The organism is Halomonas shengliensis, assembly GCF_900104135.1.
Classification (GTDB): Bacteria; Pseudomonadota; Gammaproteobacteria; order Pseudomonadales; family Halomonadaceae; genus Halomonas; species Halomonas shengliensis.
The window spans coordinates 35,425-54,595 of the sequence record NZ_FNIV01000010.1; the positions used below are offsets into that span (position 1 = coordinate 35,425).

The window sequence follows — 19,171 nt, forward strand, 5'->3', positions numbered from 1 at the left end:
GCCTTGGCCGCTCCTGGCGCCTGGCAGGTCAGGAGCGGCGCTTGGGGGTCAGCCGCCGCTTGCCAGCGCCCTCTCCAGGGTCGCCAGCTGCCCGGGGACCAGGGCATCCTCCACCGCGGTGATGCGCAGCACATGGCCCAGCGCCGGGTCGGCGGGGCGGGCGATCAGCTTGCCCTCGTCGAGCAATGCCTGGTGGACGCGGCCGGCCAGCTCGGCGCTGGGCAGGCGCAGGCCGACGAAGTTGGTGGCGCTGGGCAGCACGTCGGCGCCCAGCTCGCGCAGGTGCGCGGCGAGGCGCTCGCGGCGCTGGCGCACCGCGGCCACATGGGCGGCGACCTCCTCGGGGGCGTCCAGCACCGTCTCGGCGGCGGCCTGGGTGAGCGTCGAGACCGCATAGTGGATGCGCACCTTCATCATCACCGCCAGGGTCTCGGGGTCGGCGATGGCGTAGCCGACCCGCAGCCCGGCCAGGCCATGGGCCTTCGAGAGGGTACGCAGGCGCACCGTCCCGGGCAGGACGCGGCGGCCGAACTCGCCGTCGGCATCCTCGCGGAAGTCGTGGTAGGCCTCGTCGAGCAGCAGCCAGCAGTCGTCGGGCAGTGCCTCGCGCAGGGCCAGCACGTCCGCGTCGCGGTGCAGGTGGCCACCCGGGTTGTCGGGGTTGGCGAGATAGACCAGCCGAGCGCCCTCCCGATGGGCGGCGTCGGCCAGAGCGTCGAGGTCCGGCGCCAACCGGCCCGGCCCCTCGGCGTAGGGGACCTCGACCAGGCGGGTGCCCTCGCCGCGGGCGAAGTAGCCGAAGGTGGGGTAGGTGCCGCGGGTGCCGACCACGACGTCGCCCGGCGTCACCAGGGCCCGCAGGGCCAGGGCGATCAGGCTGTCGGCGCCGGCGTCCACCAGCATCGCCTCCAGCGGGATGCCCTTCTGCTCGGCCAGGCGCTGGCGGATGCCCAGCGCCTCGCTGTCGCCGTAGCTGTAGACGTGGGCCGCCATGGCATCGCCGAAGCGCTCGCGCAGGGCACGGTGGGGCATGTCCAGCCCCTCGTTGGAGCCCAGCTGGTGGGGAATCTCGCGGCCCAGCCGCCGCTCCAGCACGCGCACGCCGGGGAAGGGGTTGTGGGGGCCGTCGCCGGTCAGGTGGTCGGGGTAGGTCGGCATCGCTGTCTCCCTGTGGGGTGGTCTTCGATTCATGGTGCCGCGGGCCTGTGCAGCATGACAATGGCCACGGCGGCGAGGGTCAGCAGCAGGGCGAGCAGCACCCGCGGCGAGAAGGGCTCTCCCAGCAGGAGAATGGCGCTGGAGACTCCGACGCTGGGGATGATGAGCGTCGACAGGGTGGCCTGGCCCACGCTCAGGCGGTTGACGTTCAGGAACCACAGGATCTGGGCGGTGGTCACCGAGAACAGCAGGTGGTAGCCCAGCGCCCACCAGGTGCTGGCCTGCCAGGTGGCGGGCGCCGGCGGCGTCTCCTTCCACACCATCATCACGATCATCGGCAGGGCGCAGAAGGCCAGCTGCCAGCCGGTGATGACCACCACATGGCTCTGCCAGACGCCGCGTCGCTTGATCAGTACCGTGCCCAGCGCCCACGAGAGCGCGGCCCCCAGCATGATCAGCGGCCCCGCGAGCCCCTGGCTGCCATCGGCCAGGGCCGCCGGACCCAGCAGGGTCAAGAGCCCGGCCTGGCCACAGGCGAGCCCCAGCCATTGGCCCCGGGTGATGCGCTGGCCCAGCAGCCACCAGGCCAGCAGCAGCGCCCAGCAGGGCATGCTGAAGGCGATGATGGCGGCCTGCGAGGTAGGCATGCGCAACTGGCCGAAGGCGGTGGCGAGGTTGAAGCCGAGGATGGTGAAGGCCCCGGTGACGATCAGCCACGGCCACTCGCCGGGCGGGACCCTGAGTGGCAGCCGGCGCAGGCAGGCCCAGGCCAGCAGCATCAGGGCGCCGGACGTGAAGCCGATGGCACGCAGGGTGAAGGGCGGCAGCTCCATCAGGATGAAGCGTACCGCCGGCCAGTTGCCGCCCCAGAACAGGCCGATCGCGGCGATCAGGGCCACGCTGCCGAGCAGGGTGGGCGTCTCCCGGGCAGGGAGCGGAGGAGCGGTTTGCGGGCGCATGGCGTGGGTCACGCCGCCCCGGGGGGCAGCACCTTGTGGCGATTGAGCAGGTCGAGGGGGTCCAGCGCCTGCTTGAGGGTGCGCATCAGGGCGATCTCCTCGGCGTTGCGCGACAGCGACAGGAAGTCGCGCTTCTCCAGGCCGATGCCATGTTCGGCCGAGATGGAGCCGCCGAGGGGCGAGAGAGGGGCATAGACGGCCGTCTCCACCGCGCGGCGCACCTCGGGGTCGGCGCTGCCGACCCCGACCGAGAGGTGCAGGTTGCCATCGCCCAGGTGGCCGAAGGCGACCACGCGGCCCTCCGGCCAGGTGTGATGGATCGCCGCCTCCACCTCGGCCACGTAATCCTCCATGGCGGGAATCGGCAGGCTGACGTCGAAGGTGAACAGCGGCGCCAGGGCCTGGATCAGCCCCTCGATGTCCTCGCGGATGGCCCACAGGCCCTGGCGCTGGGTGTCCGACTGGGCGAGCACGGCATCGACCACCAGCCCCTGGTCGAGGGCGCCTTCCAGGGCGCGGGCGAAGAGCTCGGCATGGCTGTCGGGGGCGCAGCCCAGCGACTCGACGATGACGTAGAAGGGCGCAGATGGCGCCAGGGGCGGCAGGTGCCGACCGCTGGTCTCGGTGAGCAGGCGGTAGTGGCTCTGCCACATCGCCTCGAAGGCCGCCAGGCTGCCGCCAAGCTCGCGCCCCATGTGGCCCAGCAGCCCGGTCAGCGCGGTGAAGTCGGGACACGCCACCAGCGCGGTCTGCACGTCGGGGGTGGCGGGCTGCAGGCGCAGCACCGCGCGGGTGACGATGCCGAGGGTGCCCTCGCTGCCGATGAACATCTGCTTGAGGTCGAAGCCGGCGTTGTTCTTGAGCATATGGTTCATCGAGCCCACCACGCGGCCGTCGGCCAGCACGGCCTCGAGTCCCAGCACCTGCTGGCGCATCATGCCGTAGCGGATCACCCGGATGCCCCCGGCGTTGGTGGCGATGTTGCCGCCGATGGTGCAGCTGCCGCGGGCGCCCAGGTCGACGGGGAACTGCAGCCCGATCTCCTCGGCGGCCTCCTGGACCCGTTGCAGCGGGACGCCCGCCTGGGCCGTCAGGGTGCCGCCCACCGGGTCGAGGGCCTCGATGGCGTTCATGCGCTCCAGGGAGATCACCAGCTCGTCCGGGGCGGCCTCTGCCCCGTGTACCAGACCGGTGAGGCCACCATGGGTGACCACCGGCTGTCGGGCGGCGTGGCAGGCGCGCATCACCGCGGCGAGCTCGGCGGTGGTGGCGGGGCGGACGATGGCCGCGGCGCGGCAGGGTGACCCGGTGAGCCAGTCGACGCGGCGCGCCGTCACGTCGTCGCCGACCAGCACGTTGGCGGGGCCGACCCGCTCGGCAATCTCCTTCAGCAGGGCATCCATGCGTCTCTTCGCCTCCTTGTCAGGCATCGTGTCAGGCATCGGCCAGCTCATGCTCGCGGCCGGGGATGGCCTCGAGAAGCTGGCGGGTGTAGGCCTCCCGGGGGGCCAGGAACACCTCCCGGGCCGGTCCCTGTTCGACCACTCGCCCGTGCTGCATCACGATGATCCGGTCGCAGATCTGGGCGGCGACGCGCAGGTCATGGGTGATGAACAGCAGCGACAGCGAGAGCTTCTGCTTGAGCTCCTCGAGAAGGTCGAGGATCTGCGCCTGGATCGACACGTCCAGGGCGGAGACCGCCTCGTCGGCGACGATCAGCTCCGGGTTCATGGCCAGGGCGCGGGCGATGCCGATACGCTGGCGCTGCCCCCCGGAGAATTCATGGGGGAAGCGATCGGCGGTGCCCCCGAGCCCGACCAGCTCGAGCAGCTCATCGGCCCGCGCCAGGGCCTCGGGCCTGGCCATGCCGTTGGCGATGGGGCCCTGGGCGATGGCCATCCCCACGCGGGTGCGCGGATTCAGCGAGGCATAGGGATCCTGGAAGATCATCTGCACCCGATGGCGCTCGCGACGCAGCGCCTCCCCCCTGAGGTGCATGAAGTCGGTGCCGGACAGGCTCAGGGTGCCGCGGTCGGGGCGTTCCAGGCGCACCACGCAGCGCCCGAGGGTCGACTTGCCGGAGCCGGACTCGCCGACGATGCCGATGGTCTCGCCCTTGACCAGCGAGAAGGAGACGTCGCGCAGGGCATGCACCTCGCGGGACGGCTTGAAGAGCCCGCCCCGGGAGCGGAACACCTTGTCGAGGCCCGAGACCTCGAGCAACGGGGTGTCGGTCTCGGCGCCCCGGGCCTCGGGGATCACGTCGCTGGGGATCGCCTCGATCAGGTCGCGGGTGTAGGGGTCCTGGGGCGAGCTGAGCACCGTCTGTGCCGCGCCGAGCTCGACGATTCTCCCGTGGCGCATCACGCAGACGCGATCGGCGATCTCGGCCACCACCCCGAAGTCGTGGGTGATGAACATCACCGCCATGCCGTGGCGACGCTGGAGGTCGCCGATCAGGTCAAGGATCTGCGCCTGGGTGGTCACGTCCAGCGCCGTGGTGGGCTCATCGGCGATCAGTAGCTCCGGTTCGAGGGCCAGCGCCATGGCGATCATCACCCTCTGGCGCTGGCCGCCAGAGAGTTCGAAGGGGTAGGCGCGGATGGCCTTCTCCGGCTGGGGGATGCCGACCTCGACCAGCAGTTCGAGCGCGCGGGCCTGGCGCTCCTTCGGGGTCAACCGGTTGTGGGCCTCGAAGACTTCGCCGATCTGGTCGCCGACCCGCATCAGCGGGTTCAGGGCGGTCATCGGCTCTTGGAAGATCATGCCGATGCGCAGCCCACGCAGGTCGCGATGCTGCTTCTCGGTCAGCGAGAGCAGGTCCTGGCCGTCGAAGTCTATCTCCCCCCCAGTGGCGCGCACGCCCTTGGGGAGCAGGCCCATCAGGGCGTTGGCGGCCATCGACTTGCCGGAGCCGGATTCGCCCACCACGCACATGATCTCGCCGCGCGCCACGTCGTAGCTGATGTCTTCCACGGCGTAGTCGCGATCGGCGCCGGCGGGCAGGGCGATGCTCAGGTGGCGAATGCTCAGCAGGGTGTCACGCATGGGGGGCTCCTTGGACGCCGTTCATGAGCGCTCGCGGGCGAGCTTGGGGTTGAGGGCGTCGTCGAGACCTTCGCCCACCAGGTTGAGCGCCAGCACGGTGAGCAGGATCGCCACGCCGGGGAAGAAGCTCAGCCACCAGGCCTGGCGGATGACCGTGCGCGCCGCGCCGATCATGTAGCCCCAGGACATCACGTTGGGATCGCCCAGGCCGAGGAAGGAGAGGGCGGACTCCAGCAGGATGGCGGTGGCGACCATCAGCGAGGCCAGCACGATGATCGGCGACAGGGTGTTGGGCAGGATCTGGCGCAGGATGATGGTGGTGTTGGTCTGGCCGACCAGGCGGGCGGCCTCGACGTACTCGCGGTGGCGCAGCGACATGAACTCCGCGCGCACCAGGCGGGCCACCGGTGGCCAGCTAACCAGGGCGATGGCCAGCACGATGGAGGTGATGCTGGGCTGCATGATCGCCACCAGCACAATGGCCAGGGCGAAGTTGGGGATGGTCTGGAAGAACTCGGTGAAGCGCATCAGGGCATCGTCGACGAGGCCACCGTAGTAGCCGGCGATGGCGCCCAGCGGCACGCCGATGGCCAGGGCCACGGTGGTCGAGACGAGGCCGATGAGCAGCGACACCCAGGCGCCGTGCATCAGGCCGGCGGCGACGTTGCGGCCCATGGTGTCGGTGCCCAGCGGGAAGCCGTCGGTCTGAAGCGGTGGCAGGAAGGGACGCTGCACCATGCGCCAGGGCGACTCGGGAAACAGCAGTGGCGCCAGGATGGCCATCAGGATGATCCCCACCAGGATGATCAGGCCCACCAGGGCGCCACGGTTCTGGGCGAAGCGGGCGAAGAAGCTCATGACGCCTCCTTGATGCGCGGATCGGCCAGGCGGTAGACGAGGTCGGTGATGATGTTGAAGACGATCACCAGGGCCGCCGAGAAGAAGAAGATCCCCAGCAGCAGGTTGTAGTCGCGCTGCTGCAGGGCCTCGAACATCAGGCGGCCGATGCCGGGCCAGGCGAAGACCGTCTCGGTGAGGATGGCGCCGCCGACCATCTGGCCCGCCTGCAGGCCGGCCAGGGTGATGATCGGCAGCAGGGCGTTGCGCAGGATGTGGCGGCGCTGGATCACGCTGTTCTTGAGCCCCTTGGCGCGGGCCGTCTTGACGAAGTCCTGCTGGGCCGCCTCGAGCATCGAGGCGCGGGTCATGCGGGTGTAGATGGCCATGAAGAACAGCGCCAGGGTGGTGGCCGGCAGGATCAGGTGCTTGCCGACGTCGAGGGCGAAGGCGAACCCCTCGAGGCCGGCCCCCACCGTGTACATCCCGTAGGCGGGCAGCCAGTCGAGGTAGACCGAGAACAGCACCACCGCCATCAGCGCCACCCAGAACAGCGGGGTGGCGTAGAAGATCAGCGCCAGCGCCATGATGATCGAGCCCGAGGGCTTCTTGACGCGTGCCGCGGCCAGCGACCCGGCGACGATGCCCAGCACCAGCGACAGCACGAAGGCGGTGCCGGTCAGCAGCAGGGTGGCCGGCAGGCGCTCGAGGATCAGGTCGAGCACCGGCACCTGCTGGCGGTAGGAGAAGCCGAAGTCGAGCATGGCGACCCCGGAAACATAGCGCCACAGCTGCACGTGGAGCGGCTGGTCGAGGCCGAAGCGTTCGGTCAGCTGGCGCAGGAACTCGGCATCCGTGGCCCCGGCCTCGCCGGCCAGGATGGCGGCCGGGTCGCCGGGGGCCAGCTGGATGAGGAAGAAGTTGAAGATGATGATCATGAACAGCACGATCACGGCCTTCAGCAGCCGTGAAACGATCAATCTGGCATACAGCATGCCATTACCCCCTGACGGCGTGGGACGGTCGTGGAACGGCAGGGGGGCAGCCGCGCCGGCTGCCCCCTGCGGGGTTACCTGTCGAGCCAGGCGTCCTTGAAGCCGTCGTTCACGCCCACGCCCGAGGTGACCAGGTTCTTGACGTCGCAGCGATAGATGGTCGGGAAGCCGAGCTCCAGCAGCCAGCCCACCGGGACATCCTCCTGGAGGATCTCCTGGACCTCGTGGTAGAGCGCCTCACGTTTCTCGTCAGGGAAGGCGGTCGCCGCCTGGTTGAAGAGCTCGTCGACCCGCGGGTTCTCGTAGCCCTCGACGTTGTTCCAGGGGGAGCCTCTCTCGATGTTGCTGGAGAGGTAGGTGCGCGAGATGCCCAGTGCCGGGTCGCCATACTGGTAGAGGTAGGTGAAGGCGAGGTCGTAGTCCCAGTCGCCCAGGCGCTGGTTCCAGCCGCCGACGTCGGTGGCCTCGGTGCGCACGTTGATGCCGACCTCCTTGAGGTTCTGCTGCACCGCCTCGGCCCAGCGCGTCCAGGTCTCGCCGTAGGGCAGCGGCAGCAGGCGGACCTCCTCGCCGTCATAGCCCATCTCGTCGAGCAGTTCGCGGGCGCGTTCCGGGTCATGGTCGTAGGGGGTGAGGTCCTCGTTCTGGAACTTGGCGTTGGCGCCGAACGCCCCCAGCGGCACCTTGCCGAGACCGTTCCACAGCACGTTGCGGGCGAACTCGCGGTCCATGGCGTACATGACCGCCTGGCGGAAGCGCTTGTCGGCGGTGGGGCCCTCGCGGTTGTTCATCCACAGCATGGCGAAGGGGCTGAAGTATTCGTGTCCGGCCTCCGTCACGCAGGTGTTGTCCAGCTCGGTCAGGCGCGGGATGTCGAAGTTCTCCACGGTGCCGTAGGGCAGGACGTCGACGGTGCCGTTTTCGTAGGCCACGGCCCGCGAGGCGCCGTCGGGGATGATGTGCCAGTTGATGCCATCGAGGTAGGGCAGGTCCTCCTCGTAGTAGTCCTCGTTCTTGACCAGCTGGATCACCGTGCCACGGTCCCAGTTCTCGAACTTGAAGGGGCCGGTGCCGATGGGGTGGTTGTTGGCCTCGTTGTCGCGGAACTCGGTCCCGGCATAGATGTGCTCGGGGACCATGGTGAAGGTGCCGGCCTCGAAGGAGATCAGGAAGGGGCCGAAGGGTTCCTTGAGGGTGAAGACCACGGTGTGGTCGTCGGTAGCCTCGATGGACTCGACGTGCTGCAGCACCGCGCGGGCGCTGGGGTTGAGCTCGCGGTGGAAGACATCGGCGGAGAACACCACGTCCTCGGCGGTGAAGGCCTCGCCATCGTGCCAGGTGACCCCCTCGCGCAGGTGGAAGGTCCAGGTGCGCCCGTCGTCGCTGACCTCCCAGGACTCGGCCAGCTGGGGCTGGGGCTCGAGGTCGGTGGTGTAGCGCAGCAGGCCTTCGTAGATGTTACCGGCGACCGTGCGGGTCGGGGCATTCTGGATCATGCCCAGCACCAGGCCGGGGGGCTCGGGCTGGATGATGGTGTCGATGATGCCGCCCGACTTGGGGTCCTCGGCATGGGCAGGGATGGCGGCGAGTGCCGCGGCGGCGATGGCGATGGCCAGAGGTGTCTTCATGATGCTGTCCCCTTGTGGAGATTGTTGTTGGCGATGGGCAGTCACCCGATTGAACCTAGCAGCCAGGCGCCAAACTGTCGACAGTCGTCAATCGACGGTCGACACACGGCCCTGCCTTGTCATACTGGGAGAAGTCCTTCCGTCAGGAGACAGTCCCCCATGCCGCCATCCTCGTCATCGGCGCCCGACAGTTTCATCCAGCAGCACAACCTGGTGGAGCAGGTCGCCGACTTCCTGACCCAGGCCATCATCGGTCAACGCTTCGCCCCGGGTGAGCGCTTGTCCGAGGTGCAGCTGGCCCGGGACCTCGGGGTCAGTCGTGCCCCGGTGCGCGAGGCCGCGCGCCTGCTCGAGAGCCGCGGACTGTTGATCTCACGGCCACGACGCGGCTTCTTCGTGCGCTCCCTGGATGCCGAGGAGCTCTGCGATATCTTCGACCTGCGCCTCTGCCTGGAGCGCCATGCCATGGAACGCCTGGCCGGCGCCTGTTCGCCGGAGGCCCTGGCGGCGCTGCATCGGCAGGTCGAGCAGCTGTGCGACGCCTCGCGCAGCGGTGACGAGGGCCGCCGCATCGAGGAAGACCTCGCCTTCCATCGCCTGCTGATCGCCACGGCCGGCAATCGTCGCCTGCTCAAGGCGTTCGACAACCTGGCCCACGAGCTGCGGCTCTGCATCACCCTGATCACTAAGACCCACGAGGCGCCAGAGAGCATCGCCGACAGCCATCACCGGCTGCTCGAGGCGCTGGCCGCCGGCGACCCGGTCCGCTGTCGAGAGGCCATCGATTATCACATCGGGGTGGCGCGTGATTATGTCGTGCGTGGCCTCGGCGAGCCGGCCAATGCCGCTGGTCGCGGGGAGTGACAGGGGCGTGGGGGTCCCCCTGTGACAGGGAAAGCCCGCGGCGTTGAAAGTCCGCGGGGCCCTCCCGCTTGCGGGATGCCTCGCCGCGAGAGACTGTAGTCCGTTTAGGACAGATGGGATGTCGCCATGCCCGAGCTCGCCCTCTGCACCAAGACCCTGGATCCGGTCCACGTCGACCATAGCCATGACTTCCACCAGCTGATCCTGACCACCGGTGGCGCGACCGAGCTCGCCATCGAGGGGCAGGGGGACCGCGTCACCGCGGCCCGAGGCTGCCTGATCCCCTCGGCCCACCGCCACGACTACCGCGGCGATGGCCGTCACCGCACCCTGGTGCTCGATGTGCCCCTGGCCAGCGTGTCGCTGCTGCGTGCCGGCGATGACCTGTCGCGGCTCTTCGAGCGTCCGCGCTTCTTCGGCGTGCCGCCGCGGTTGCAGCGCCTCGCCGCCAGCCTCTCGGAGCAGCTCGAGCAGTGCCCCGCGCTGCACAGCGAGGTCGCCGCGCTGCTGCTGCGGGCCATCCACCTGCACCTGGCCGAGACCGCGCTGGCGCCGGATGCCGGCTTCCCCCTGGCGCGTCGCCGCGGCGATCGCCTCGATCTGGAGCGCATCGACGCCTGGGTGGACCGCCACCTGGCCGACGAGATCCGCGTCGAGCAGCTGGCGACCCTGTGCGCCATGAGCGTGGGCCACTTCCATGGGCGCTTCCGCGAGCGCCTGGGCATGACGCCCCAGGCCTATGTGCAGGACCGGCGGCTGCGCCATGCGCGCACCCTGGTCGGCCACAGCGAGCTGAGCCTGGGCCATGTGGCGAGCCTGGTGGGCTTCCGCGACCAGGGCAGCTTCTCCCGGGCCTATCGGCGCCGCTTCGCGATCTCGCCCTCCGCGGACCGCGCCCGGGCCCGCGAGGGCGGCGAGTAGCTGGCGAGCCTGGGGCAAGCGGCTCGGACTCTCGGGCAAGCAGCTGGCCGTGGGGCGGCCTAGTCTGACAGCAGGGCGGTGCCCTGACGCCGCCGTCGGTTCCTTGCAAGCCGCACCACCAACAACGACAACCCGAGAGGCAACACCATGCGCAACCGGATGCTTTCCCGCCTGCCCGCCCTGGCGGCGCTGCCGCTGGCCCTGGCCGCGGCCCACGCCCAGGCCGAGGAGATGGCCATCGCCACCATCCTTCCCGAGGACATGAGCAACAACGAGGTCTACCCGGCGCTGATCCACTTCAAGAACCTGGTGGAGACCCGCACCGACGGCGAGATCACGGTGTCGATCTTCGGCAACAGCCAGCTGGGCTCCGAGGTGGAGACGGCCCAGGAGGTGCAGGGCGGCATGACCCTGCAGTCCACCATCATCACCACCGGCGCCATGTCCTCCTTCTACGACGACTACCAGCTGATGACGGCGCCCTTCATCTTCGACAACTGGCGCCAGGCCTGGGCCTTCTTCGATGGCGAGTGGTTCGCCGACTTCATGTCGGGCACCGTCGAGGAGACCAACATGCGCTACCTGGGCACCTTCGACGACGGCGGAGGCTTCGTGGCCTTCACCAACAACGAGCGCCCGATCAAGACCGTCGAGGACCTCGAGGGGCTCAACATCCGCACCGAGGAGAACCCCGGCCACGTGGCGATCATGAAGGCGCTGGGCGCCTCGGCCACGCCGCTGCCCTGGGGCGAGGTGATCACCGCGCTGGAGACCGGCCTGGCCGACGGCCAGTTCAACGCCCCGGTGCTCAACACCACCTTCAACTTCGACGAGGTGACGGACTACACCACCCTTACCGGGCACGTCTACAACAGCGCCGCCTGGCTGGTCAGCGAGGAGTGGTTCCAGAGCCTCACCGAGGCGCAGCAGGAGGCCATCGTCACCTCCGCCCGCGAGGCGGTCGCGATCGGTCACGGCATGTCCGGGGCGCTGGCCACCGCCAGCTGGCAGGAGTCCTGCGAACGCTTCGAGGAGTGCTACATCATGCCCCCGGAGGAGCGGGCGCGCATGGCCGAGATCGCCACCCCGGCCTGGCGTGACTGGATCGTCAACGACTTCGGCATCGAGGCCGAGAAGGTCGACGCCTTCCTGGCCGAGGTCGCGCGGGTCGGCGAGGAGGTCGCCGAGAGCGACATCGCCAACTACGGCCAGTAGGCACCCAGCCGGGTGACCTGATCCCGAGCCGGCAGGCGCCCTGGCGCCTGCTGTGCGGTTCGGCCGCCACCCGGCGGCCGTCGATGCGTACGAGGTAGCGCGATGTCACTCCTCCACCCCCTGCGCCGCCTGAGCGATATCGTGAACCAGGCGGCGATCGTGACCTGCGTGGTCTGCGTGCTGGTGATGCTGGGCATCTCCTTCACCGCCTTCGTCTACAAGCTGGCCACCGGCAGTACCCTGAGCTGGACCTACTCCCTGGCCCGGCTCTTCCTGCCCTGGATCGGCTTCCTCTCCATGACCATCTCCCTGCGCTACGGCGAGCACGTGGCGATGACCCTGCTGGTGCGCAGCCTGCCACGGGCGCTGCTGACCCTCTCCGCGGCCGCCTGCCTGGCGGTGGTAGGGCTCTTCGGCGCGCTGCTGCTGTGGTATGGCTGGGACTACTTCCTGGGGGCCAACCAGGTCTACATGGTCTCCGACCAGATCCAGGTGCCCGCCAAGTTCACCGCCATCGTGGTGCCGGTGAGCGGCGCCATCATCCTGCTGCACCTGGTGCAGGGCTTCGACCTGCTGGAGCATTTTATCGACGACGACAGCGCCATCGACGAGCTGATCGAGGGCGAGTCCGGCCATGCGGAGGAGCGCCCATGACCCCTGCCATCCTGGCCTTCGTGGTCCTGCTGCTGCTGGGCACGCCGGTGGCCATCGTCATGGCCCTCTCGGGGCTTGCCGGCGGCTTCGCAATGGGCGGCGAGCGCATGCTGGGCATCCTCGCCGACCGCATGTTCTCGGGCGTCTCGGGCTTTTTGCTGATCGCCGTGCCCTACTTCATCTTCACCGCCGAGTTGATGAACCAGGGCGGCCTGACCCAGAAGCTGATCACCTTCAACAATGCGCTGTTCGGGCGGGTGCGCGGGGCGCTCTCCCACGTCAACATCTCGGTGTCGGTGTTCTTCGCCGGCCTGACCGGGGCGGCGATCACCGACACCGTGGCCATCGGCAAGATCATGATCCCGGAGATGAAGAAGCAGGGCTACGACGCCGAGTACGCTGCGGCCATCACCGCCTGTTCCTCGATCATCGGGCCGATCATCCCGCCCAGCGTGGTGATGGTGGTCTACGCCACCCTGCTGCGGGACATCTCGGTGATCGACCTCTTCGCCGGCGGCATCATCCCGGGGATCCTGATGGCCCTGGCGCTGCTCGGGGTCAGCCTCTTCCTGGCCTGGCGCCGGGGCTATCCCAAGCAGGCCCCGACGCCCTTCAAGGTGGCGGTGCTGTCGTTCTTCTTTGCCCTGCCGGCGATGATCGTGCCGCTGATCATCCTCGGCGGCATCCTCTCGGGGCTGACCACCATCACCGAGGCCTCCGGCTTCGCCGCCATCTATGCGCTGGTGGTGGGGGTGGTGTTCTACCGCAACCTCAGCTGGCAGAAGGTGTGGCATGCCCTGGTGGTGACGGTGCGCTTCTCCGGGGTGGTGTTCTTCCTGCTCGCCACCTCGGCGGTGCTGGGCTGGTTCGTGACCCGCTCGGGCATCGCCCGGGATGCCGCCGGCATCATCACCGCGCTGAGCGACTCCACCTTCGTGCAGCTGCTGGCGGTGTGCCTGCTGCTGATCCTGATCGGTACGGTGATGGACGTGCTGCCGGCGCTGGTGGTGGTGGCGCCGGTGCTGGTGCCGGCGATGATCCAGCTGGGGGTGGACCCGCTGCACTTCGCCATCCTGATGATCGTGGTGCTCAACATCTCCAACGTCACGCCGCCGGTGGGGATGACGCTGATGACGGCGGCGAGGATCGCCAACGTGCCCTACGAGCGCGCCATCATCGCCTCGCTGCCGTTCTATGTCGCCTATATCGCGGTGATCCTGCTGCTGGTCGCCTTCCCGGCGCTCTCCACCTGGATCCCCTCGCTGCTGTGACCGTCATCCCGGGCCCAAGGAGCCAGCCACGATGAAGCTCTTCTACCATCCGGACCAGGAGCGCCATGCGCCACCCAGCTTCCTGCTGCGCGGCCGCGCGGTGGCCTCCCCCGAGGGGCCGGTGCGCGCCGAGATGCTGGCGCGGGGCCTGGCCGACATCGGCCGCTCGCTGACGCCGCCCACCGGAGGCGACAGCGACCTGCTGCGCGAACGGCTGGCACGGATCCACACCCCGCGCTACCTGGCGTTCCTGGAGACCATCCATGCGCGCTGGCGCGCGCTCCCCGATGCCGCCGAGATCGTCGCCCCCAACGTCCACCCCTGTGGCGGCGGGCATCACTACCCACGCCACCCGGTGGGGCAGGTGGGCTGGCACATGCACGACATGGCCTGCCCGATGACCGCCGACAGCTTCACCGGCATCCTGGCCAGCGCCCTCACCGCCGAGGCCGCCGCGGAGTGCGTGGCGGCCGGCGCCTCGAGCGCCTACGCGCTGTGCCGCCCGCCCGGCCATCATGCCGGGCCGGATCGCGCCGGGGGCTTCTGCTTCCTCAACAACGCCGCCCTGGCCGCCGAGGTGCTGCGCGAGCACCATTCCCGGGTGGCGATCCTCGACGTCGACCTCCACCACGGCAACGGTACCCAGGACATCTTCTACGCCCGAGGCGATGTCTGGACCGGTTCGCTGCACGCCGACCCCGCGGACTTCTACCCCTTCTTCTGGGGCGGCGCCGACGAGGTTGGCGAGGGCGAGGGGCGTGGGGCCAACCACAACCTGCCGCTGCCCCTGGGCAGCGGCGCGGGCGCCTTCATGGAGGCCCTGGAGACGCTGATCGCGTCCCTCGAGGCCTTCGCCCCCGAGGCCCTGGTGGTGGCGCTGGGGCTCGATGCCCATCACGCCGACCCGCTGGCCGGACTGGCGCTCGAGACCGATGACTTCACACTGCTTGGCCGCCGCCTGGCGGCCATCGACCTGCCCACGGTGCTCATCCAGGAGGGGGGCTACCCCACCGAGCACCTGGGCGCCAACCTGGCCGCCTTCCTGGGCGGCTATACCGCAGCCTGACTGCCACCCGAACGAGGGACCACGCCATGACCGTCAGCTATCACGACACCAACGCCCGCATGAGCCAGGCCACGGTGCACAACGGCACCGTCTACCTGGCCGGCCAGGTACCCGACGACACCAGCGCCGACATGCGCGGCCAGACCGAACAGGTACTGGCCAAGATCGACCGCCAGCTGGCCGCCGCCGGCACCAGCAAGGAGCACCTGCTCAGCGCCCTGGTATGGGTCACCGACATGGGCGAGTTCGCCGAGATGAACGCCGCCTGGGACGCCTGGGTCGTGCCGGGACGCCCGCCGGCGCGGGCCGCCACCGAGGCCAAGCTGGCGCTGCCCGAGTTCAAGGTGGAGGTCATGGTCACCGCGGCGATCCCGGAGGCGTGAGATGGATGTGATCACCGCCGAGCAGGTCGCCGCCTCGCTCTCCTGGCCGGCGCTGGTGGAGCGCCTGGCCGCCACCTTCCGCGCGGGGGTGGAGTCCCCCCCGCGCCACCACCACGCCATGCACCGCCCCGATGGCGAGGCCACCATGCTGCTGATGCCGGCCTGGGAGCCGGCCGGCTACATCGGCGTGAAGATGGTCAACGTCTTTCCCCAGAACGCCGACCACGGCCTGCCAGCCATCGCCGGGGTCTACCTGCTCAGCGAGGGCGCCCACGGCCGGCCGCTGGCCTGCATCGATGGCAGCGAACTGACCCGGCGCCGTACCGCGGCGGCCTCGGCCCTGGCGGCCCGGGAGCTCGCCCGCGAGGACGCCGAGACCCTGCTGGTGGTGGGCACCGGCAAGCTGGCGCCCATGGTGATCGAGGCCCACGCCGCGGTGCGCCCGATCCGTCGCGTGCGGATCTGGGGCCGCCAGGCGGCGAAGGCCGAGCGGCTGGCCGCCGACTATGCCGACCGCTTCGATACCGCCGCCGTCACCGACCTGGCGGCGGCCACCAGAGAGGCCGACATTGTCAGCTGCGTGACTCTCTCCGAGACGCCGCTGATCCACGGCGAGTGGCTCGCCCCGGGCAGCCACCTCGACCTGATCGGCGCCTTCCGCCCGACCATGCGCGAGACCGACGGCGAGTGTCTGGCGCGCAGCGAGGTGTTCGTGGACACCTACGCCGGCGCCCGGGGCGAGGCGGGGGACATCCACCAGGCCGTGGAGGAGAGCGCCTTCCGCTTCGAGGCCATCCGCGGCGAGCTGGCCGAGCTGCTCAGGGGGGAGGTGCCCGGCCGTTCGTCGGACGACGCCATCACCCTGTTCAAGTCGGTGGGGGCGTCGCTCGAGGACCTCGCCGCCGCCATCGAGGTGTGGGAGCGGCGGGAGGGGCGCTCATGACGCCGCGCAGCGGCTTCTTCTGGCACGAGCGCTGCTTCTGGCATGACCCCGGCGCCATCGGCGTGTTCTCGGCGCCGGGCGAGTACCTCCAGCCCCAGCCCGCCTCCGAGAGCCCGGAGAGCAAGCGGCGGCTGAAGAACCTGCTGGAGGTCAGCGGGCTGATCGACGAGCTCTCGGTGCGCAAGGCGCCGCCGGCAAGCCAGGAGGCGCTCGCGCGCTTCCATACGCAGCGCTACCTGGAGGCCCTTGCCGCCGGCGACGCCGGGCGCGGCGGCGATGGCGGCGACTGCGCCCCCTATACCCCCGGCAGCCTGGCCGCCGCGCGGCAGTCGGCGGGGCTCGCCATCGCCGCGGTGGAGGCGGTGGCCGGGGGCGAGCTGGACACCGCCTATGCGCTATGCCGCCCGCCGGGCCATCATGCCGAGGCCGACCGCGGCCGCGGCTTCTGCCTGCTCGGCAACATCCCGGTGGCGGTGATGCAGGCCCGCGCCGCGGGGAGGGTGCGGCGGGTGGCGATCCTCGACTGGGACGTGCACCACGGCAACGGCCAGCAGGCGGCCTTCTATGCCGAGCCCGAGGTGTTCACCGTCTCGATCCACCAGGCCGGCAACTACCCGCTGGACAGCGGCGCCTTCAAGGAGCAGGGGATGGGGGCCGGCGCGGGCGCCAACCTCAACCTGCCGCTGCCGCCGGGCTGCGGCATCGGCGCCTATGAACACGCCATGGACGCGCTGGTGCTGCCGGCCCTCGAGGCCTTCGCCCCCGAGCTGATCGTGGTGGCCTGCGGCTATGACGCCTGCGCCAAGGACCCCCTCGGCAAGATGCTGCTCAACAGCGCCGCCTTCGCGAGGATGACCGCCCAGGTGAAGGCCCTCGCCGAGCGGGTCTGCGCTGGGCGCCTGGTGATGGTGCATGAGGGCGGCTATTCCGAGGGCTATGTGCCGCTCTGCGGCCATGCGGTGATCCAGACGCTTGCGGGCAGTGCCACCGCGGTGCCCGACCCCCAGAACGACGAGATCGCCGCCTGGGCCTACCAGGCGCTGCAGCCCCACCAGCGCGCGCTGATCGACGGCTGGCGTGCTGCCTGGTTCGGCGGCCGTCGCCCACCACGAGACGAGGAGAGACCATGACACCCCTGCATGACCGCGACGGCTGGATCTGGCTGGACGGCGACTGGCTGCCCTGGCGCGAGGCGCGGGTGCATGCCCTGACCCACAGCCTGCACTACGGCATGGGCTGCTTCGAGGGGGTGCGCGCCTACCAGGGGCCCGGCGGGACCCATCTCTTCCGGGTGGCCGAGCACACCCGGCGGCTGCTGGATAGCGCCCATGCCCTGGATATACCGTTACCTTTCGATGCCGATACCCTGATCCAGGCCCAACGCGAGAGCCTGGCCCGCAACGCCCTGGCCAATGCCTACCTCAAGCCGACGGTGTTCCTCGGCGCCGAGGGGCTCGGGCTGCGGGCGAAGGGGCTCACCACCCACGTGATGCTTCCCGCCTGGGACCTCGGCGACTATGTCTCGGCCCAGGCCGCGGCCATCGGCCTGCGCGCCCTGACCTCCTCCTGGGCGCGCCACCACGTCAACATCAGCCTGTGCCGGGCCAAGACCAACGGTCACTACGTCAACTCGATGCTGGCGCTCAATACCGCGGTGAAGGCGGGCTTCGACGAGACGATCATGCTCGACCCGGAGGGGTACGTGGCGGAGGCCTCGGCGGCCAACGTCTTCCTGCTGCGCGACGGCGAGCTGCACACCCCCGAGGTGACCTCCTGCCTGGAGGGCATCACCCGCGACAGCGTGATCCGCCTGGCCCGCGAGGTGCTCGGCATCCCGGTGGTGGAGCGGCGCCTCACCCGCGACGCGCTCTATCTCGCCGACGAGGCCTTCGTCACCGGTACCGCCGCGGAGATCCTGCCGTTGCGAGAGCTGGATGGCCGCCATATCGGCGGGCGTGCCGGGGCGCCCGCGGTGGGCGAGCCCATCGCCCACGATTCCGTGACCGCGCGCCTCCAGCGGCTCTACCGCGACGTGACCCGTGGCGTGCCGGGGCCGGCCCTGGAGGCCTTCGGCGACTGGCTGACGCCCGCCTGATGCGTTGAGCCCCGAGGCGAGCCGGCGTGATAGCCTGGCGCGAGACCGAAGGGAGCTCGCCCATGTCGCTACTGCTGGATCTCGCGCTACGCCTGGCCCTGGTGGGGAGCGCGCTGTGGGGGGCCCTGGCGCTGGGTTTCCGCTTTCCTGCCGCCCCCGCCCGGCGCCGCCTGGTCGGCCTGGGCTGGTTGCTGCTGCTCGGCCTGCTGCTGTCCTGGCACTGGCAGGGCGCGAGGATCGGCCCGTCACTCTGCCTGGCGGTGGCCATGGGCACGCTGCTCTGCTGGTGGCGACGGCTGCAGCCGGCCCGCGACCTCGACTGGGCCGATGACGTGGCCCGCCTGGCCACCGGCCGGGTCTCGGGCGACCGACTGGTGCTCGACCGGGTGCGCCGCTTCGACTGGTGCAGCCGGGACCAGGCCCGCACGGCGTGGGAGCGGCGCGAGTACGACCTGACGCGACTGGCGTCCCTGGACCTGATCGTCTCCGCCTGGGGGCGCCCCGGCATCGCCCATGTGTTGCTCTCCTTCGGCTTCGCCGACGCGGCCGGTGAGGTCGACGACTTCGTGGCCTTCTCGGTGGAGGTGCGCCGCGAGCGCCACGAGCCCTTCTCGGAGCTGGGTGGCTTCTTCAAGCGCTTCGAGCTCGCGATCATCGCTGCCGACGAGCGGGATGCGGTGCGCCTGCGCAGCAATGTGCGGGGTGAGAGGGTGACGCTCTACCGGACCATGCTGGGGGAGTCCGAACGGCGCCGGCTGCTGCTGGCGCTGGTGGAGGAGGCTAATCAGCTGGCGCTGGAGCCGCGCTTCTATCACACCATCCGGGCCAACTGCACCACCCTGGTGTTCTCCCTGATGCGGCGCATCACCGAGGGGCTGCCCCTCGACCACCGGCTGCTGCTCACCGGCCTGCTGCCGGGCTATGTCCACGACCACGGCGGCCTGGTGCCGGGCCATTCGCTGCGCGAGCTCAGCCGCCGCGGGGAGATCACTCGGCGCGCTCAAGCCTGCCACGACGCTCCCGACTTCTCCCGTCGCATCCGCGAGGGGGTGCCGGGGTGGTTTGACGGATCCGCCCCCCTGGCATAGCTTCAAGTCAGGCCGGGGTGACGGAGCGCGCTGCGGCCGGATGGTA

Annotated in this window: 18 protein-coding genes; 11 read left to right on the top strand and 7 right to left on the bottom strand. The window is 70.0% G+C overall.

What is annotated here, in order from left to right; genetic code table 11:
* Positions 1-48: 48 nt before the first annotated feature.
* The 7 genes from BLP95_RS13405 to BLP95_RS13435 all read right to left on the bottom strand — a co-directional run bounded on the left by BLP95_RS13405 (position 49) and on the right by BLP95_RS13435 (position 8,625).
* Positions 49-1,158, bottom strand: a complete 1,110-nt coding sequence (locus BLP95_RS13405) for a pyridoxal phosphate-dependent aminotransferase (protein ID WP_089680203.1) — start codon at positions 1,156-1,158, stop codon at positions 49-51.
* A gap of 29 nt (positions 1,159-1,187) precedes the next feature.
* Entirely contained in the window at positions 1,188-2,117 is a 930-nt protein-coding gene (locus BLP95_RS13410) for a DMT family transporter (protein ID WP_089680205.1), read from the bottom strand.
* Positions 2,118-2,125: 8 nt separating this feature from the next.
* On the bottom strand, positions 2,126-3,520 hold the full coding sequence (locus tag BLP95_RS13415; protein WP_089680207.1) for an FAD-binding oxidoreductase: 1,395 nt from the start codon (positions 3,518-3,520) through the stop codon (positions 2,126-2,128).
* A gap of 31 nt (positions 3,521-3,551) precedes the next feature.
* The gene (locus BLP95_RS13420) at positions 3,552-5,165 is read right to left on the bottom strand and encodes an ABC transporter ATP-binding protein (RefSeq protein ID WP_089680209.1); all 1,614 of its coding nucleotides are present in this window, start codon (positions 5,163-5,165) and stop codon (positions 3,552-3,554) included.
* A 21-nt stretch (positions 5,166-5,186) separates the two neighbouring features.
* Positions 5,187-6,023: an ABC transporter permease gene (locus BLP95_RS13425; protein ID WP_089680210.1), complete on the bottom strand. Its 837-nt coding sequence runs from the start codon at positions 6,021-6,023 to the stop codon at positions 5,187-5,189.
* Positions 6,020-6,997, bottom strand: a complete 978-nt coding sequence (locus tag BLP95_RS13430) for an ABC transporter permease (RefSeq protein WP_089680211.1) — start codon at positions 6,995-6,997, stop codon at positions 6,020-6,022. Before BLP95_RS13430 ends, BLP95_RS13425 begins: the two co-directional genes overlap by 4 nt.
* 74 nt (positions 6,998-7,071) lie before the next feature.
* Complete coding sequence (locus BLP95_RS13435; protein ID WP_089680213.1) at positions 7,072-8,625, bottom strand: ABC transporter substrate-binding protein; 1,554 nt, start codon at positions 8,623-8,625, stop codon at positions 7,072-7,074.
* A 159-nt stretch (positions 8,626-8,784) separates the two neighbouring features.
* Between BLP95_RS13435 and BLP95_RS13440 the strand changes: the two genes are divergently transcribed.
* From BLP95_RS13440 to BLP95_RS13490, 11 genes are all read left to right on the top strand, one after another.
* Positions 8,785-9,489 (top strand): GntR family transcriptional regulator, encoded by a 705-nt coding sequence (locus BLP95_RS13440; RefSeq protein ID WP_089680216.1) that lies wholly within the window; start codon positions 8,785-8,787, stop codon positions 9,487-9,489.
* 126 nt (positions 9,490-9,615) lie between these two features.
* Positions 9,616-10,410, top strand: coding sequence for an AraC family transcriptional regulator (locus BLP95_RS13445; RefSeq protein ID WP_089680218.1), 795 nt, complete (start codon positions 9,616-9,618; stop codon positions 10,408-10,410).
* A gap of 147 nt (positions 10,411-10,557) precedes the next feature.
* Positions 10,558-11,625 (top strand): TRAP transporter substrate-binding protein DctP, encoded by a 1,068-nt coding sequence (gene dctP / locus BLP95_RS13450; protein WP_089680220.1) that lies wholly within the window; start codon positions 10,558-10,560, stop codon positions 11,623-11,625.
* Positions 11,626-11,727: 102 nt separating this feature from the next.
* The gene (locus tag BLP95_RS13455) at positions 11,728-12,279 is read left to right on the top strand and encodes a TRAP transporter small permease (protein ID WP_023006746.1); all 552 of its coding nucleotides are present in this window, start codon (positions 11,728-11,730) and stop codon (positions 12,277-12,279) included.
* Positions 12,276-13,550 (top strand): TRAP transporter large permease, encoded by a 1,275-nt coding sequence (locus tag BLP95_RS13460; protein WP_089680222.1) that lies wholly within the window; start codon positions 12,276-12,278, stop codon positions 13,548-13,550. Before BLP95_RS13455 ends, BLP95_RS13460 begins: the two co-directional genes overlap by 4 nt.
* Positions 13,551-13,581: 31 nt before the next feature.
* A complete protein-coding gene (locus tag BLP95_RS13465) occupies positions 13,582-14,616 on the top strand; it encodes a histone deacetylase family protein (RefSeq protein ID WP_089680224.1) in 1,035 nt (344 codons plus the stop codon).
* Between the two features lie 26 nt (positions 14,617-14,642).
* Positions 14,643-14,999: a RidA family protein gene (locus tag BLP95_RS13470; protein ID WP_089680226.1), complete on the top strand. Its 357-nt coding sequence runs from the start codon at positions 14,643-14,645 to the stop codon at positions 14,997-14,999.
* A 1-nt stretch (position 15,000) separates the two neighbouring features.
* Positions 15,001-15,942, top strand: coding sequence for a bifunctional Delta(1)-pyrroline-2-carboxylate/Delta(1)-piperideine-2-carboxylate reductase (gene lhpI / locus BLP95_RS13475; RefSeq protein WP_089680228.1), 942 nt, complete (start codon positions 15,001-15,003; stop codon positions 15,940-15,942).
* Positions 15,939-17,072 carry a class II histone deacetylase gene (locus BLP95_RS13480; protein ID WP_089680230.1) on the top strand — a complete coding sequence of 378 codons (1,134 nt, stop codon included), beginning with the start codon at positions 15,939-15,941 and terminating at the stop codon, positions 17,070-17,072. The genes lhpI and BLP95_RS13480 overlap by 4 nt, the downstream gene beginning before the upstream one ends.
* On the top strand, positions 17,069-18,037 hold the full coding sequence (locus BLP95_RS13485; protein WP_089680232.1) for a branched-chain amino acid transaminase: 969 nt from the start codon (positions 17,069-17,071) through the stop codon (positions 18,035-18,037). The genes BLP95_RS13480 and BLP95_RS13485 overlap by 4 nt, the downstream gene beginning before the upstream one ends.
* A 62-nt stretch (positions 18,038-18,099) precedes the next feature.
* Positions 18,100-19,125: an Lnb N-terminal periplasmic domain-containing protein gene (locus BLP95_RS13490; RefSeq protein WP_089680234.1), complete on the top strand. Its 1,026-nt coding sequence runs from the start codon at positions 18,100-18,102 to the stop codon at positions 19,123-19,125.
* Positions 19,126-19,171: the final 46 nt, after the last annotated feature.

Coding starts and splice junctions, on each gene's coding strand:
- BLP95_RS13490 (WP_089680234.1), top strand. CDS start 18,100: ATGTCGCTACTGCTGGATCTCGCGCTACGCCTGGCCCTGGTGGGGAGC.
- BLP95_RS13435 (WP_089680213.1), bottom strand. CDS start 8,625: ATGAAGACACCTCTGGCCATCGCCATCGCCGCCGCGGCACTCGCCGCC.
- dctP (WP_089680220.1), top strand. CDS start 10,558: ATGCGCAACCGGATGCTTTCCCGCCTGCCCGCCCTGGCGGCGCTGCCG.
- BLP95_RS13425 (WP_089680210.1), bottom strand. CDS start 6,023: ATGAGCTTCTTCGCCCGCTTCGCCCAGAACCGTGGCGCCCTGGTGGGC.
- BLP95_RS13405 (WP_089680203.1), bottom strand. CDS start 1,158: ATGCCGACCTACCCCGACCACCTGACCGGCGACGGCCCCCACAACCCC.
- lhpI (WP_089680228.1), top strand. CDS start 15,001: ATGGATGTGATCACCGCCGAGCAGGTCGCCGCCTCGCTCTCCTGGCCG.
- BLP95_RS13485 (WP_089680232.1), top strand. CDS start 17,069: ATGACACCCCTGCATGACCGCGACGGCTGGATCTGGCTGGACGGCGAC.
- BLP95_RS13465 (WP_089680224.1), top strand. CDS start 13,582: ATGAAGCTCTTCTACCATCCGGACCAGGAGCGCCATGCGCCACCCAGC.
- BLP95_RS13480 (WP_089680230.1), top strand. CDS start 15,939: ATGACGCCGCGCAGCGGCTTCTTCTGGCACGAGCGCTGCTTCTGGCAT.
- BLP95_RS13470 (WP_089680226.1), top strand. CDS start 14,643: ATGACCGTCAGCTATCACGACACCAACGCCCGCATGAGCCAGGCCACG.
- BLP95_RS13415 (WP_089680207.1), bottom strand. CDS start 3,520: ATGGATGCCCTGCTGAAGGAGATTGCCGAGCGGGTCGGCCCCGCCAAC.
- BLP95_RS13420 (WP_089680209.1), bottom strand. CDS start 5,165: ATGCGTGACACCCTGCTGAGCATTCGCCACCTGAGCATCGCCCTGCCC.
- BLP95_RS13445 (WP_089680218.1), top strand. CDS start 9,616: ATGCCCGAGCTCGCCCTCTGCACCAAGACCCTGGATCCGGTCCACGTC.
- BLP95_RS13430 (WP_089680211.1), bottom strand. CDS start 6,997: ATGCTGTATGCCAGATTGATCGTTTCACGGCTGCTGAAGGCCGTGATC.
- BLP95_RS13455 (WP_023006746.1), top strand. CDS start 11,728: ATGTCACTCCTCCACCCCCTGCGCCGCCTGAGCGATATCGTGAACCAG.
- BLP95_RS13440 (WP_089680216.1), top strand. CDS start 8,785: ATGCCGCCATCCTCGTCATCGGCGCCCGACAGTTTCATCCAGCAGCAC.
- BLP95_RS13460 (WP_089680222.1), top strand. CDS start 12,276: ATGACCCCTGCCATCCTGGCCTTCGTGGTCCTGCTGCTGCTGGGCACG.
- BLP95_RS13410 (WP_089680205.1), bottom strand. CDS start 2,117: ATGCGCCCGCAAACCGCTCCTCCGCTCCCTGCCCGGGAGACGCCCACC.